10 protein-coding genes and 3 pseudogenes are annotated in these 15,804 nt (G+C 69.6%); 11 read left to right on the top strand and 2 right to left on the bottom strand.

From position 1 onward, the window contains the following. Positions 1 to 100: 100 nt before the first annotated feature. Complete coding sequence (locus LK409_RS05845; RefSeq protein ID WP_041937153.1) at positions 101 to 1,603, bottom strand: GGDEF domain-containing protein; 1,503 nt, start codon at positions 1,601 to 1,603, stop codon at positions 101 to 103. Between the two features lie 112 nt (positions 1,604 to 1,715). Between LK409_RS05845 and LK409_RS05840 the strand changes: the two genes are divergently transcribed. The 3 genes and pseudogenes from LK409_RS05840 to LK409_RS05825 all read left to right on the top strand — a co-directional run bounded on the left by LK409_RS05840 (position 1,716) and on the right by LK409_RS05825 (position 7,167). After that, positions 1,716 to 3,569, top strand: a complete 1,854-nt coding sequence (locus LK409_RS05840) for an MFS transporter (protein WP_065956689.1) — start codon at positions 1,716 to 1,718, stop codon at positions 3,567 to 3,569. Between the two features lie 423 nt (positions 3,570 to 3,992). Further along, positions 3,993 to 5,365 (top strand): annotated as a pseudogene (locus LK409_RS05835) (glutamate decarboxylase). Between the two features lie 104 nt (positions 5,366 to 5,469). Beyond that, complete coding sequence (locus tag LK409_RS05825; protein WP_010928097.1) at positions 5,470 to 7,167, top strand: aspartate:alanine exchanger family transporter; 1,698 nt, start codon at positions 5,470 to 5,472, stop codon at positions 7,165 to 7,167. A 12-nt stretch (positions 7,168 to 7,179) separates the two neighbouring features. Here LK409_RS05825 and LK409_RS05820 read toward each other — a convergent pair whose 3' ends face one another. Beyond that, the gene (locus LK409_RS05820) at positions 7,180 to 7,662 is read right to left on the bottom strand and encodes a c-type cytochrome (protein ID WP_003811698.1); all 483 of its coding nucleotides are present in this window, start codon (positions 7,660 to 7,662) and stop codon (positions 7,180 to 7,182) included. A gap of 54 nt (positions 7,663 to 7,716) precedes the next feature. Between LK409_RS05820 and LK409_RS05815 the strand changes: the two genes are divergently transcribed. From LK409_RS05815 to LK409_RS05780, 8 genes and pseudogenes are all read left to right on the top strand, one after another. Then, positions 7,717 to 8,100 (top strand): DUF488 domain-containing protein, encoded by a 384-nt coding sequence (locus LK409_RS05815; protein ID WP_003811700.1) that lies wholly within the window; start codon positions 7,717 to 7,719, stop codon positions 8,098 to 8,100. Positions 8,101 to 8,216: 116 nt separating this feature from the next. Further along, entirely contained in the window at positions 8,217 to 8,936 is a 720-nt protein-coding gene (locus tag LK409_RS05810; protein WP_003811701.1) for a FadR/GntR family transcriptional regulator, read from the top strand. 174 nt (positions 8,937 to 9,110) lie between these two features. Further along, positions 9,111 to 10,093: pseudogene (locus LK409_RS05805) on the top strand (TRAP transporter substrate-binding protein). Beyond that, complete coding sequence (locus tag LK409_RS05800; protein WP_003811705.1) at positions 10,094 to 10,576, top strand: TRAP transporter small permease; 483 nt, start codon at positions 10,094 to 10,096, stop codon at positions 10,574 to 10,576. Positions 10,577 to 10,579: 3 nt separating this feature from the next. Beyond that, positions 10,580 to 11,859 (top strand): annotated as a pseudogene (locus LK409_RS05795) (TRAP transporter large permease). Then, on the top strand, positions 11,856 to 12,797 hold the full coding sequence (locus LK409_RS05790) for an HpcH/HpaI aldolase/citrate lyase family protein (protein ID WP_010928096.1): 942 nt from the start codon (positions 11,856 to 11,858) through the stop codon (positions 12,795 to 12,797). Before LK409_RS05795 ends, LK409_RS05790 begins: the two are co-directional and overlap by 4 nt. Further along, positions 12,794 to 14,527, top strand: coding sequence for a thiamine pyrophosphate-binding protein (locus LK409_RS05785; RefSeq protein WP_010928095.1), 1,734 nt, complete (start codon positions 12,794 to 12,796; stop codon positions 14,525 to 14,527). Before LK409_RS05790 ends, LK409_RS05785 begins: the two co-directional genes overlap by 4 nt. A gap of 9 nt (positions 14,528 to 14,536) precedes the next feature. Then, positions 14,537 to 15,784, top strand: coding sequence for a Zn-dependent hydrolase (locus tag LK409_RS05780; RefSeq protein ID WP_003811711.1), 1,248 nt, complete (start codon positions 14,537 to 14,539; stop codon positions 15,782 to 15,784). The last annotated feature ends 20 nt before the right edge of the window (positions 15,785 to 15,804 follow it).

The raw sequence follows: 15,804 nt of genomic DNA, 5'->3' as shown, positions 1-15,804 counted from the left end.
GGCTAGACGCGCCAGCGGCGCGCATAATCCCCAACCTTACCATTTCTTACATATTCCTGAACATCCGGTCGGCCCCGGCCTGCCCGCGGCTCGCGCCGCGCTAGGAGCCGCCCGGCTCCTGCGCCATTTCGCGCTCCGCCCCCTGCCCCGCGGTGCTCGGGTCGCCGATGCGCTCGACCCGGTTGCGGCCGCGCGACTTGGCCAGGTACAGCGCCGCATCGGCGCGTTCGACCAGCACCGCGGCCTCGCTGCCGGCCAGCGGCGTCATGGCCGTGCAGCCGATGCTGACCGAGACCACGCCGCCCCGGTTGCCGCGGTGCGGCACGGCCAGCCCCAGCACGCGGGCGCGCACCCGCTCGGCCAGCCACGCGGCGCTGCGCAACCCCATGCCGGGCAGCAGCACCACGAATTCGTCGGCGCCGTGGCGCGCCACCACATTGGCGGCATAGGGCACGCAATCGCGCACCGCATCGGCGACGCGCCGCAACAGCACATCGCTGGCCGAACGGCCATAACAGTCGTAGTAGGCCTTGAAGTGGTCCACATCGACCAGCAGCAGCGCCAGCGGCGTGCGGCCGCGCAGCGCGGCCTCCCACTCCAGCGCCAGCACCTGCGCGAAGGCGCGCCGGTTGAGCAGTCCGCTGAGGGTGTCGATGCGCGCCAGTTGCGCCAGCTCGGCCTCGGCGTTGCGGCGCCTGCGCAACTCGCGCTCGAGCGCCGCCAGCAGCGCCACCAGCAACGCGCACAGCAGCAGCACGGCGCCGGCCAGCACCCAGGCGTGGCGGCGCCATGGCGTCATCATGTCGTCGGTGGACAGCGCCACCACCATGATCAGCGGCAGCTTGCCCACCCGCTCGAACTGGTAGAGCCGTTCCACCCCGTCCAGGATGGCGGTGCCGACGAAGGCGCCCCTGCCCTCGCGCGGGAACCGGCTCACGTTGGCGGACTCGCTCAGGTCCACGCCGATCTGCGCCTCCACGTACGGCTTGCGGCTGATGACGATGCCGTCGTCGCGGAACAGGGTCATCGAGCCGCGCGGTCCCACGTTCAGCTGGACCACGCGGTCGCGGAAATACGACAGGCTGACCGCGGCCACCACCACGCCGGCGAAGCTGCCGTCCGGATGCGCGAGGCGGCGGCTCAGCGCGATGCTCAGCTCGCCGTTGCGGTTGCGGCTGCGATAGGGCTTGCTGATGAACAGGCCGGCCTGCGGGTTGTCGACATGCGCCTGGAAGTAATCGCGCCTGGAGCGGTTGCGGGGTGCAACGACGGCCGTGCGCGAATCCAGGATCACCTCGCCGCGCTCGTCGAGCACCAGCAGGACCGCCAGGTTGTCGGGCCGCGCGCCCTGCTGGAACAGCAGGCGATGCAGCGCCTCGGGCCCCATCGCCGCCACCGCCGGCTGGGCCAGGTCGCCGATGACGCCGCGGATGACCAGGTCGTAGGCCGTCACCGTGCGCTCGAATTCGCCGGCCAGCGCCTGCAGCACATTGCGGGCCGAACGGGCTTCGCGCTCCCAGACCTGTTGCCGGTCCTGGGCCAGGATGGATGCCACTGCGATCACGATGCCGAGCGCCGCCACGATGCCCAGTGCGGTCACCATGCCGATACGGCTCAGTAAGCGTGCAGGCCGGGAAAGCGCCAAGATAGTCAGCTCCAGACAGAGGCGTCATACGCCGCCGGCCATTTCCTTGCCGCGTGGGGCGGGCATACGGATGCTACACCAGGAGGAACGCCGCCGCATCCGTTTCTACCCGCGCGCGCTTGACAGGGTCGGCGCGGCGCGAGAAGGTACCAGGCACCCGACGGCGTCGCGCCGCGCCTTCCTTGCTCCCATGCTGCAAGCCCCCGCCTCCGCCCCCGAAGACCTGCCGCGCGCCAGCGCCGAAGCCGCCCCGCCGCCGTCCCGCCCCGGGGTGCTGGCGCCGTTCGGCTATCCGGCGTTCCGCATGATCTGGATCGCCAACCTGTTCGCCAATCTGGGGATCTGGGCCCAGTCGGTCGCCGCGGCCTGGATCGTGACCGAAGCCCAGAGCGGCCCGCTCATCGTCGCCATGATCCAGGTGGCCGCCGCCCTGCCCTTGGTGGCCCTGTCCATCGTGACCGGCGTGGTCGCCGACAACCACGACCGGCGCAAGGTGATGCTGGTGGGCATGGGCCTGGAGCTGGTCGTCGGCACCCTCATCACGGCGCTGGCCTTCCTCGGGCTGCTGCACCCGGTCACCCTGATCGTGGCGGTGTTCGTGGTCTCCATCGGCAGCGCCATCGTCACCCCGGCCTGGCAGGCCGCCGTCAGCGAGCAGGTGCCGCGCCAGTACGTAGGCAACGCCGTCCTGCTCAACAGCGTGAACTACAACGTCGCGCGCGCCATCGGGCCGGCCATCGGCGGCGTGCTGCTGGGCGCCCTGGGCGCCCCCTGGGTCTTCCTGCTGAACTGCTTCTGCTATGGCGCGCTGATCTGGGCGATCTGGCGCTGGCGCCGCGAAACGCCGCCGCGCACCCTGCCGCCCGAGCGCATCTACGAAGGCGTGGTGGCGGCGCTGCGCTTTACCGAGTACTCGAACGTGACCCGCCTGGTCATGATGCGCGCCTTCTCGTTCGGCCTGTCGGCCAGCGCCCTGTGGGCGCTGCTGCCGGTGCTGGCGCACGAACACGACAACGGCAGCGCCTCGCTGTACGGCTACATGCTGGGCGCCCTCGGCCTGGGCGCCATCGCCGGCAGCCTCGGCATCCGCACGGTGCAGCGGCGGCTCGGCGTCAGCCGCCTGATCAGCGTGGCCGCCGCCTTGCTGGCGCTGGGCCTGATCGCCCTGGGCGTGACCGAAAACCTGTGGGTGGTGTTCCCGGCGCTGCTGCTGTCCGGCTCGTGCTGGATCGCCGTGCTGGCCACCTACAACGCCACCGTGCAGCTGCTGGTGCCGGACTGGGTCAAGGCGCGCGCGCTGACGCTCTACCAGACCGCCATTTTCGGCGGGCTGGCGCTGGGCTCGTTCATCTGGGGCCACTTCGCCGGCAGCATGGGCACCCGCGGGGCGATGGCGGCGGCCGGCGTGGCGCTGCTGTTCACCGTGGCGCTGCTGTACCGCTCGCGGCTGCCCGACCACGTCGACGACAAGTGCCTCTCGGTGCTGCCGCGGGCGGCCCTGCCCGCCGGACAGTCGGACTTCGACGCGCGCCATGGCGTGGTGCTGGTCTCGATCGAGTACCGCATCGCCGCCGAACGCGCGCGCGCCTTCATCGACGCGGCCGGCCCGCTGCGGCTGATGCGCATGCGCAACGGCGCCGACCAATGGCAATTGTTCCGCGACCTCGAGGACGCCGAACGCTGGTCGGAGATGTTCGTGGTCGACTCCTGGCTGCAGTACCTGCGCATGAACGACCGCATGACGCTGGCCGACAAGATGGCCATCGACGCGGCCCAGGCCTTTCACAGCGGGCCCAACCCGCCGCAGGTCACGCACGCCGTCAGCTACATCTCCGTCAGCGCCGCGGGCGGGCGCGGCCATGCCGCGCCACCGGCTCCGGCCGGCCCCGCGCAGGCCGCCATGGGGCCCGTAACCGCGGATTAGGAAAGCCCCCGGATCGCCGAACATTTGTTACGTTACGTTGCAAATTTCATTGTGCTCCGTATCGACATCAGGCATCATCCTACGCAGGCGGCCCAGGGGCATTCTCCATACTGAGTCACCGCCGCGTCGAAAGTCGGCCCGCTGCCGCAAGTAGGCAACGGTTTGCATAAATCATCATTTATGTGAGCTCGTCCATGTCCTGCAACACCTTCCGCCCCCCTGCCGCCGCCGCCGCCGCCGCCACCGCCCCGCCGGCGCGTCCCGCGCCCCGCTCCCGCTCCCGCTTCCTGCCCGTCCCGCCGCGCCGTCCGCGCTAGCGCGACGCGCAACGCCGCGCCCCAGCCATTCCAGTCTTAGCGTACGCCGGCCGCGTTCCCGCCGGCTCTGTCCTTGTTCCCCGCCAGTTCACTTCGGAGATCCAGCATGAGCAAATCGCCAGAACAGATGACGCCTTACGACCAGTTCAACATCGAAGTCCCGGAAGACCACTTCCCGGTCGAGGGCATGTCGGCGCGCGCCACCCAGGCGCTGGTGCTCAGCGACGAATGGACCGATACCAACCCGATGCCGAACATGTCGTCGTTCGTGACGACGTTCGCCGAGCCGGAAGCCGTCCGGATCGCCGAAAAGAACATGTACAAGAACTACATCGACCATGACATCTACCCGCAGCTGTTCGCCATGGAACAGCGCATGGTCAGGTGGCTGCACCAGCTGTGGAACGGCCCCAAGGACGCCGAACCCTACGGCACGGCCACCGTCGGCTCGTCCGAGGCGTGCATGCTGGCCGGCCTGGCGCACAAATGGAACTGGCGCCAGCGCCGCGAACGCGAAGGCAAGGACGCCACCCGGCCCAACATGGTCACCGGCGGCAACGTGCAGATCGTGTGGAAGAAATTCCTGCGCTATTTCGACGTCGAGCCGCGCATCGTGCCGCTCAAGCCCGGCCAGTACTGCCTGACCGCCGAAGACCTGGACAAGTACGTCGACGAGAACACCATCGCGGTGGTCGCCATCGCCGGCCAGACCTTCACCGGCGAGGACGACGACATCCAGGGCATCCACGACTGGCTCGACGCCTACGAGAAGAAGACCGGCGTTTCGGTGCCCATGCACATCGACGGGGCCTCCGGCGGCTTCGTCAATCCGTTCCTGTACCCCGACTACAAATGGGACTTCCGCCTGCCGCGCGTGCAGTCGATCAACGCCTCCGGCCACAAGTACGGCCTGACGCCGCCCGGCCTGGGCTGGGTGATCTTCCGCGAACGCAAGGTGTTCAACGAAGACCTGGTCTTCTACGTCAACTATCTGGGCGGCGAGATGCCCACGGCCACGCTCAATTTCAGCCGCAACTCGTTCCAGGTGGCGGTGCAGTACTACCAGTTCCTGCGCCTGGGCTTCGACGGCTTCAAGCGCGTCATGCACGCACGCTGGACAACGCCATCGCGCTGCGCCAGCACCTGGTCGACAGCGGCTACTTCACCATCATGAACGATACGCAGCGCATTCCCGTGGTGGCCGTCACGCTGGACCCCAAGGTCAAGAAGTTCAACGAGTTCGACGTGTCCAACAAGGTGCGCGAACGCGGCTGGGTGATTTCCGCCTATACCATGCCGCCCGACGCGGAGTCGGTGCGCAGCCTGCGCGTGGTGGTGCGCCCGCACATCAACCGCAACGTCGCGCTGTTGCTGGCCGAAGACATCGTCAAGGCGTGCAAGTACCTGGAGCAGCACGGCGGGACGGCCACGCCGCCGGCGCTGCACGACACGCACAAGTCCTCGCCGGCCAAGTGCTAGGGCCGCGCGGCGGGCCCGGCCGGGTCCGCCGCCATGCGCGCAAGGCGTGCGATGCGCCGGCCGGGCATCGCACGGTTGACTGGACGAATCGCGGAGCATAGACCATGCAGGCTTTCGTGCAATTCCTGGGCAGCAACCCCTACATACTGCTGTTTCTCACCATCGGCCTGGCGGTCTGGGTCGGCAAGTTTTCCATCAAGGGCTACGGGCTGGGCGCGGTCGCCGCCGCCATCGTGGTCGGCTGCCTGGTCGCCACCGTGGGCGCGGCCTACGGCGTCAAGTTCCACCTGGACGAGTTCGCCAAGTCGCTGCTCTATTACCTGTTCATGTACGGCGTGGGGCTGCGCGTGGGTCCGTCCTTCGTCAACGCGCTGAACAAGGAGTCCATCAACTACGCCATCCTGGCCATCATCGCGCCGATCCTGGGCCTGGCCATCGTGGTGCTGGGCACGCAGTTCTTCGGCCTGCCGCTGGGCGCGGCCGGCGGCATGCTGGCCGGCTCGCAGACCATGTCGGCGGCCATCGGCTCGGCCGAACAGGCGGTCAGCGCCGGCGTGCTGTCGCTGGGTTCGGAGAGTCCCGAGCAGATCAGCGCCATGATCGCGCTGTCCTACGGCATCACCTACATCTGGGGCACGGTCGGCATCATCCTGCTGTGCAAGTACCTGCCGCGCATCTGGGGCGTGGACGCCAAGGCCGCCGCGCTCGAGTTCGAGAAGGCGCATGGCGTGCCCAACGTGGACGACGCCGGGCTGACGGCCTTTCATCCGTTCGACCTGCGCGCCTACCGGGTCGAGAACCCGGAATCGATCGGCAAGACGGTCCAGCAGTTCCGCACGCGCTTTCCCCAGTACCAGGTGGTCAATGTCGAGCGCGGCGACCAGCTGCTCGGCCCCTCGGCCGAGACCGTGCTGCAGCAGGGCGACGTGGTGGCGCTGGGCGGCCGCCTGGAGGAAATGACCGCCAACATGGGGATGCTCGGCCCCGAGGTGCCCGACGCCCGCGCGCTGAACATACCGCTGGACCAGGCCGAGATCCTGGTGACCAACAAGGAGGTGACCGGCCGGCCGCTGAAGACCTTCCGCGGTTCGGAGCTGGCCGGGCAGATCCAGCTGCAGCGCGTCGAGCGCAGCGGCGTGCCGCTGCCCATCGGCCTGGAAACCACGCTGCAAAAGCGCGACGTACTGTTCGTGACCGGCCTGCAGCCGGCCGTCAGCAAGGCCGGCGAGATCTTCGGCGTGATTGCGCGCCATAGCTCGGCCACCGACCTGCTGACCCTGTCGTTCGGCATGATCCTGGGCTTTCTGATCGGGCTGATCGAAGTGCCGGCGTTCGGCGCCAAGGTGGGGCTGGGCAACGCGGGCGGCCTGCTGCTGTCGGGCATCATCGTGTCGTCGATTTCCTCGCGGCTGCGCTTTTTCGGCAACACCCCCAACGCCGCGCGCAACATCCTCGAGGACCTGGGCCTGATCGGCTTCGTGGCCATCGTCGGCATCAACGCCGGCGCCGACCTGCTCACCCAGCTAACCGGCGCGATCGCGCTGAAGATCTTCATCGTGGGCTTTCTCGCCTCGACCATCCCGCCCATCATCGTGTGGGCCATCGGCTTTCACATCATGAAGATCAACCCCGCGCTGCTGATGGGCGCCACCGCCGGCGCGCGCAGCCACTCGGGGCCGGCGCGCGAAGCCGCCAAGGAAGTCGGCTCCAGCGTGCCCTGGCTGGGATTCCCGGTCGGCTACGCCGTCTCCGGCGTGCTGCTGACCGTGTTCGGCTACTTCGCCATGGTCCTGGCGCACTGAGGCGCCGCCACGCTAGCGCGGCGTCATCTGCTGCGTGGCGGCCCGCTGGTCCTGCTGCACCTGGCTCGGCCAGGTGCTTTTTATATAGGCGAGCACCAGTGCGATCTCCGCGTCCGACAGCACGCCCGCGTAGGCCGGCATGTCGCTCTGGTAGCCGTCCGGCGCGTGGCGGCCCGGCACCATGCCGTGGCGGATGATGTCCAGCAGCACCGCGTCGGGGTGGTGCCAGGTGTGGCCGCTGGCATCGTGCGGCGGCGCCGGCAGCCGCCCGCTGGCCAGCCGCTGGCGCCAGTCGGGCTGGCCCTCGAGCCGCGCGCCATGGCAGGCGGCGCAGTTCGCCTGGTAGATGGCCTGGCCGCGCAGGCGGTCCTGCCCGGCCGCAGGCGCGATATAGTCGGAAGACGGCGCCAGCCGCCAGGCGAGCAGCCCGGCCGCCGTCGCCAGGCCGCAGGCCAGGACCAGCCACTTCAGCATCCGCCCAGGAAACCGCCTCATGAAAACTCGCTTTCGATCAGGCCGCCCAGTGTATGCGCAAACGCGCCCGCGCCCATGAAGCCCGCCATCCATCTCAAGCGCGCCTATGAGGCCGCCGCGCCCGCCGACGGGCGCCGGGTGCTGATCGACGGGCTGTGGCCGCGCGGCCTGCGCAAGGACGCCCTGCCGCTGGACGACTGGATCAAGGACCTGGCGCCCAGCGCGGCGCTGCGCCAGTGGTTCGGCCACCAGACGCCCCGCTGGCCGGCGTTTCGCGAACGCTATCTGGCCGAGCTGCGCGGCCCGTCGCATCAGGCGCAGCTGCGCGCCCTGCTGGCGCAGGCCGGGGCCGGCCCGCTTACGCTGGTCTACGGCGCGCGCGACACCGAGCACAACAACGCGGTGGTGTTGCGCGAGGCGCTGCTGGCGCTGGCGGCGGGCGGACGCGGCGCGGCCTAGTGGTTTTCCCTAGAAAGCCCGGATTCGCCATCGCCCGCTATTTTTATTCGCCGGGCGCTTCGGTATATTAGTGGCCTGACCACTGGGCCACCAGATAACCGGACACGCCACCAACCATGGGATCCTTCCAAGCCGTCGCCCCCACGCGCCTGTACCGCATGATTGCCGACCAGATCGCCGGCCGCATCCGCGCCGGCGATTTTCCCGCCGGCGGCCGCCTGCCCGCCGAGCGCGAACTGGCCGAGCAACTGCAGGTCAGCCGCGCCTCGGTGCGCGAGGCCCTGATCGCCCTCGAAATCGAAGGCTATGTCGAAGTCCGCGTGGGCACGGGCGTGTTCGTGGCGGCGCCGCGCGCCGATGGCGACTATGGCGTCGCGCCGGCGCCCCAGCCCGGCCACACCGACATCGGTCCGTTCGACCTGCTCGACACGCGCCTGCTGCTGGAGCCCGAGTGCGCGTCGCTGGCGGCCCAGAAAGCCTCGCCCGCGCAGATCGCCGCGATCTCGTCGGCGCACGCGGCGATGTCGCTGAGCGACTCGCCCGGCGCCCACGACCAGGCCTTCCACGGCGCCATCGCGGCAGCCTGCGGCAACGCCGCGCTGGCCGCCGCCATCTCGCATATCTGGCACCTCAGCGCCACCAGCCCGGTGTTCAGCCGGCTCGAACAGCATTTCGTCACGACCAAGGTCTGGGAAGCCGCCGAGCGCGAACACGAACGCATCCTCGCGGCCATCGTCGACCGCGATCCTATCCGGGCCCGCCATGCCATGCACGACCATCTGGTCGGCATCCTGGCGCGCCTGCGCGAAGACTTTGGCAGCGGAGCCATCCGATGAATTGATTCCGGCGGCCCGTCCGCCTCCCGCGCCCGACGCTGGCGCCCTGCTTGCCGATTTCCCGCCTTGCCGCCGACACGCTCGCGCGTCGGCCTGGGCCCCCGCTTGCGCCGGCGGTTTCCGGCTTCGTTCCTCCCGACGTTTCACAAGCCAGAACATTTCAAGGTGAAAACCATGCAGCTGACCCGTACCCTGACCTCCCTGTTCGCCGCCGCCGGCCTGGCGCTGGCAGTCGCCCCGGCCGCCCACGCCCTGGACATCAAGCTGGGCCACGTGCTGGCCCCCAGCCACAGCTGGAACAAGGCCGCCGAAGGTTTCGCCGCCGAAGTCAAGGAAAAGACCGCCGGCCGCGTCAACTTCATCCTGTTCCCCAGCGGCCAGCTGGGCAATGAGAAGACCATGCTCGAGGGCCTGCAGATCGGCAGCCAGGGCGCGGCCATCATCGGCTCGGGCTCGCTGCAGCCGATCGAACCGAAGTTCGGCATCGTCGAGCTGCCCTACACCTGGACCACCTCGCAGCAGGCCTACAAGGCCTACGACGGCGAACTGGGCGCGGCGCTGGCCAAGCTGGCCGAGAAGAAGAACCTGGTGATCGTGTCGTGGTGGGAAAACGGCTTTCGCCACCTGACCAACAATCGCGGCCCGGTCAACACGCCGGCCGACCTGAACGGCCTGAAGACGCGCGTCACGCCCGACAAGATGCGCCTGGACACCTCGCCCTGGGCGCCAACCCCGCGCCGCTGGCCTTCGGCGAGCTCTACTCGGCCCTGCAGCAGAAGGTGTTCGACGCGCAGGAAAACCCGCTGTCGATCATCTACACCTCGTCGTTCTTCGAGGTCCAGAAGTATCTGTCGCTGACCGGTCACGTGTGGGGTCCGGCAAGCCTGATCGTCTCCAAGCCGATCTGGAACCGCATCTCTGCCGACGACCGCAAGATCGTCCAGGCCGCCGCCGACAAGTGGCGCGACGCGCAACGCCAGATGATCACCGAAGGCGACCTGCAGTTCGTCGCGCAGCTCAAGGAAAAGGGCATGCAGGTCAACGAAGTCGACAAGGCCCCCTTCGCCGCGGCCGTCGCGCCGATCTGGAAGACCTACGAAACCGCCTATGGCCCCGAGCTGATGGGCCTGTTGCAGAAGTACCGCGAGGCCAAGTAAATGCTGGGCCGGATCTCGCACGCGCTGTCCGGCCTGAGCAAGGCCATCGCCGCCCTGGCGGTGGCCTTGCTGGCCGCACTGATCACCTACGTTGTGTTCGAACGCTTCGTGATGCACACCACGCCGCACTGGGCCGAGGAATTGCCGCGCCTGGTGCTGGTGTGGGCGGCCTTCATCGGCGGCGTCACCTGCAGCCATGAACGCACCCACCTGATGGCCGGGCTGCTGCCCTTCGTCGTGCGCAACCCGCGCGCGCTGGCCATCTGCGACCGCGTCAACCAGGCATTGATCATCGTCGGCCTGGCCGCGCTGGGTTATGCCGGCTGGCAGCTGGCCGAACTGACCATGGACCAGACCCTGCCCGCGCTCGACGTATCGGCCGGCACGGTCTACCTCGCCCTGCCGGTGGCGTGCGCCATCACCATCGTGGTGCACCTGGCGCAATTGTTCCAACCGGCCGACCCCGTCGCGGCAAAGGATTAAAAGATGTCTACCGGTGCCCTTTTCCTGATGGGCGTATTCACGGTCACGGTGCTGATCGACATGCCGATCGCCTTCGGGCTGGTGCTGGCGTGCCTGGCGTACCTGGCCGTCTACGACGCCGCCCCGATGATGGTGGCGGCCCAGCAATACGTGGTCGGCCTGGACAGCTTCACGCTGCTGGCCATTCCCCTGTTCATCCTGGCCGCCCAGCTGATGAACGGCGCGGGCCTGACGCAGCGCATCGTGCGGCTGTGCGCGGCCATCGTCGGCGATATCAAGGGCGGCCTGGCCGTGGTGGCCGTGCTGGCCTGCCTGATGTTCGGCGGCTGTCGGGTTCGGGCGTGGCCGACGTGATCGCCATCGGCAGCCTGCTGCTGCCCGCCATGGCACGCAGCGGCTACGACAAGGGGTTCAGCTGCGCGCTGATCGGCAGCGCCGGCGCCACCTCGACCATCATCCCGCCCAGCATCGTGCTGATTGTCTACGGCACTATCACCGACACTTCGGTGGGCAAGCTGTTCCTGGCCGGCATCATCCCCGGCATCCTGCTGGGCGCTTCGCTGATCGTCGTGGCGATCTGGCAGGCCCGCAAGCACAACTGGGCCGGCGGCCAGCCGTTCTCGTGGGGCGAGCTGCGCGCCGCCGCCATCGACGCCCTGCCCGCGCTGATGGTGCCCGTGCTGATCATCGGCGGCATCCGCTTCGGCATCTTCACCGCCACGGAGGCCGCCTCCAGCGCCATCGTCTATGCGCTGCTGGTGGGCTTTTTCTGGTACCGCACGCTCAGCCTGAAGTCCCTGTGGGAGAGCCTGAAGTCGACCGGCGAAGGCAGCGCGTCCATCCTGCTGCTGATCGGCGCCTCGGGCCTGTTCGCCTGGGTGCTGGTGGCCGAGCAGGTGCCGCAGGCCCTGTCCGGCCTGCTGGTGGACTGGACCGACAGCAAGATCGCCGTACTGCTGGTGCTGACGGTGGTGCTGCTGCTGGGCACCTTCATGGAAGCCATCCCGGTCATCATCATCGTGGCGCCGGTGGTCATGCCGGTGCTGGCCCACTACAACATCGACCCGGTGCATTTCGGCATCCTGCTGTCGATCAACATGGCGATCGGCGCGAACACCCCGCCGGTGGGCGTGGACCTGATGGCCGCCTGCAAGATCGGCGGCATCAACATGATGCAGACCCTGCGCCCGCTGAGCTGGATGATGCTGGCCATGACCGCCGTCATGCTGCTGCTGACCTTCGTCCCCGAACTGGTGCTGTTCCTGCCGAGGCACGTGCAATGACCCCCATCTCCAACCCGGGCGGCCAACGCCGCCCCGCCAGCCTGCGCCGCAGCTGGATGTTCGTTCCCGGGCTGCTGGAGCAGGCCCAGGCGGCCGGCCTGGCCAGCGGCGCCGACGCGCTGGTGGCCGACCTGGAAGAGTTCACCGCGCCGGCCGACCGTCCGGCCGCGCGCCGCCGCATCGTCGCGCTGCTGGCGCAATGCCGCGCCGCCGGCGTGATCGGCGCGGTGCGCATCAACAAGCTGGAAGAAGACGGCCTGGACGACCTGCGCGGCATCATGGCCGGCGCGCCGGACGCGATTTTCCTGCCGCATGCCGAAAGCGCGGCGCAGATCGCCGCGCTCGACCGCGCCATCTCGGCCTGCGAGGCCGAGGCCGGCCTGGCGCCGGGCAGCACCGAGATCGTGCCCACGCTGGAGTCGGCGCTGGGCGTGACGCGCGCCTGCGAAATCCTGACGGCCAGCCCGCGCGTATCGGCCTGCCTGCTGGCCGCCGAGGACCTGACAGCCAGCCTGGGCGGCGCCGAGCGCGGCCCCGACGGCATCGAACTGCACGCCCTGCGCGCGCGCTTCCTGGTCGATTGCGTCGCGGCCGGCTGCCTGCCGATCGACTGCCCGTTCAACTACCGCGACCCCGCCGCCCAGCAGGCCGACCTGCTGTGGGCGCGCCGCATCGGCCTGAAATCCAAGTGCGCCGTGTTCGCCGAACAGGTGCCCGCCATTCACGCCGCCTTCACGCCGGACGCGGACCGCGTGGCGGCCGCGCGCGACCTGGCGGCCCGCTTCGAGGCGCAACGCGACGGCCGCGACGCCGGCGGCGCGCGCGTCGACCCGCCCGACTACAACACCGCGCGCCGCCTGCTGGCGCGCCACGCCGAATTCGAACAATGGGCCGCCCGCGCGGCGCGCCCCCGCGAGTCCCAAGGAGAGCAGTCATGACCACGCCAGCCCTGCCCGAGCGCAACGGCGGCCAGATCCTGATGCAGCAGCTGCGCGTGCACGGCGCGCGGCGCGTGTTCATGATTCCCGGCGAGAGCTACCTGCCCTGCATCGACGCCCTGAACGAGCATCGCGGCGCCATCGACGCCATTGTCTGCCGCCAGGAAAGCGGCGCGGCCTACATGGCCGAGGCCTATGGCAAGCTGACCGGCGAGCCGGGGATCTGCTTCGTCACCCGCGGCCCCGGCGCCACCAACGCCAGCATCGGCGTGCATACGGCCTACCAGGACTCGACCCCGATGATTCTGTTCATCGGCCAGGTCGGCAACGACTTCATGGAGCGCGAGGCGTTCCAGGAAATCGACTACCGCCGCATGTTCGGCCAGATGGCCAAGTGGGTCGCGCAGATCGACCGCACCGAGCGGATTCCCGAATTCATCGCGCGCGCCTTCGCGGTGGCCACCAGCGGCCGGCCCGGGCCGGTGGTGCTGGCGCTGCCCGAGGACACGCTGTGGGGCCGCGCCCGCGTGGCCGACATGCCGCGCTACCGGCGCGCGCGCTGCCTGCCCGGCGCGGCCGACCTGGCGCGCATGGTCGAATTGCTGGACCAGGCCGAGCGGCCCTTCATGCTGCTGGGCGGCACAGGCTGGAGCGCCGAGGCCATCGGACAGGCCGCCGCGTTCGCCGAACGCTTCGAGCTGCCGGTAGGCACGGCCTGGCGCCGCCTGGAATGCTTCGACCAGCGCCATCCCAATGCCGCCGGCCACGTCGGCTGGGCCATGGCGCCGGAACTGCGCCAGCGCATCGCCGGCGCGGACCTGGTCCTGGCGGTGGGCACGCGCATGGGCGAGGCCACCACCGAAGGCTACACCGTGATCGAGAGCCCGCTGCCGCGCCAGCGGCTGGTGCACGCCTACCCCGACCCCAACGAACTGGGCCGGGTGTTCGCGCCGACCCTGGGCATCGTGGCCGACCCGGCCGGGTTCGCGGCCGCGCTCGACGCGCTGCGGCCGGGACACCGCGCCAGCCGCGCGCAGGCCGTGCGCGCCGCGCACGACGAATACCTGGCCACGCTGGCCCCGCTGCCCTCGCCCGGCCCGCTCAACCTCGACAGCGCCGCCGCCTACGTCAACCAGCACATCCCGGCCGACGCCTGCATCACGGTGGGCGCGGGCAATTACGCCCTGTACCCGCACCGCTACCGCCAGTTCAGCGGCCCGGGCACCAGCCTGGCGCCCACGGTCGGCTCGATGGGCTACGGCCTGCCGGCGGCCATTTCGGCCAAGCTGGAAAACCCCGCCCGCACCGTGGTCTGCTACGCCGGCGACGGCTGCTTCCAGATGAACATGCAGGAACTCGGCGTGGCGCTGCTGCAGGAACTCGGCGTGGCGCTGCAATACCGCGTCGGCGTGGTCGTGCTGGTGTTCAACAATGGCATCTGGGGTACCATCCGCGCCCACCAGGAACGCGAATTCCCGGGCCGCGCCATTGCCCTGGACTTCCAGAATCCCGATTTCACCCAATTCGTGCGCGCCTACGGCGGCTACGGCGAAGCGGTCGAGCGCACCGAGGACTTCGGCCCGGCCTTCGAGCGCGCGCGCGCCTTCGCCGAACGCGAGCAATTGCCGGCGCTATTGGAAATCCGCTACGAAGCCGACGGCATCGCGCCGGGCCAGACCCTGACGGAAATCCACCAGGCGGCCCAGGCCCAGGCCGCCGGCGTGCAATGAGGTAAAGACATGAGCAACAACTCCCCGATCTCCATCGACGGACAGCGGCTGTGGCAGTCGCTGATGGACCTGGCGCGCATCGGCGCCACGCCCAAGGGCGGCAATTGCCGCCTGGCGCTGACCGCGCTCGACGGCCAGGGCCGCGACCTGGTCACCGGCTGGATGCGCGACGCGGGCCTGACCGTGCGCGTGGACCAGGTCGGCAATATCTTCGCGCGCCGCGCCGGACGCGATCCGTCGCGCGCGCCGGTCATGACCGGCAGCCACATCGACACCCAGCCCACCGGCGGCAAGTTCGACGGCTGCTACGGCGTGCTGGCCGGACTGGAAGTCATGCGCACCCTCGATGACCACGGCGTGCAGACCGACGCGCCGCTGGAAGTGGCAATCTGGACAAACGAGGAAGGCTCGCGCTTTCTGCCCGTGATGATGGGCTCGGGCGTGTTCGCCGGGAAATTCCCGCTCGAGACCGCGCTGACCGCGCGCGACGCCGAGGGCAAGTCGGTGGCCGACGAGCTGCGCGCCATCGGCTATGCCGGCGCCGACCCGGTGGGCGGACGCGCGGTCGACGCCTACTTCGAGGCGCACATCGAGCAAGGCCCCATCCTGGAACACGAAGACAGGATCGTCGGCGTGGTGACCGGCTCGCTGGGCGTGCGCTGGTACGACGTGGTGGTGCAAGGCATGGAGATGCATGCCGGCCCCACCCCGATGCCGATCCGCAAGGACGCGCTGTACGCGGCCAGCCATCTGCTGCAGGCGGTGGTCGAGATCGCCAACGCGCACCAGCCGCACGGCCGCGGCACGGTGGGCGAGATCCACGCCTACCCCGGTTCGCGCAACGTGATCCCCGGCCAGGTGCGCTTCACGGTGGACCTGCGCCACGAGGACGAAGCCACGCTCGCCACGATGGACGCGCTGTGGCGCCAGGCGTGCGCCGACACCGCCGCGCGGCATGCCGTATCGGTGCAGTGCGAGCAGGTGCAGTACTTCGCGCCGACGCCCTTCCATCCCGACCTGGTCGGCAAGGTGCGCGACGGCGCGCAGCGCCGCGGCCTGCCGGCCATGGACATCGTGACCGGCGCCGGCCACGACGCGGTGTACATGGCCGCGGTCGCGCCCACGGCGATGATCTTCGTGCCCTGCAAGGACGGCATCAGCCACAACGAGATCGAGGACGCCCAGCCCGCCCACCTGGAGGCCGGCTGCAACGTGCTGCTCGACGCCATGGTGGCGCGCGCCAACGCGCCGCGCTGATTCACCCCGCCCGGCGGCGC

The organism is Bordetella parapertussis, from assembly GCF_020735925.1.
In the GTDB taxonomy this organism is placed as follows: Bacteria; Pseudomonadota; Gammaproteobacteria; order Burkholderiales; family Burkholderiaceae_B; genus Bordetella; species Bordetella pertussis.
Note: the sequence above shows the minus strand (reverse complement) of the source record. Positions and strands in the feature narration are given on the sequence as shown.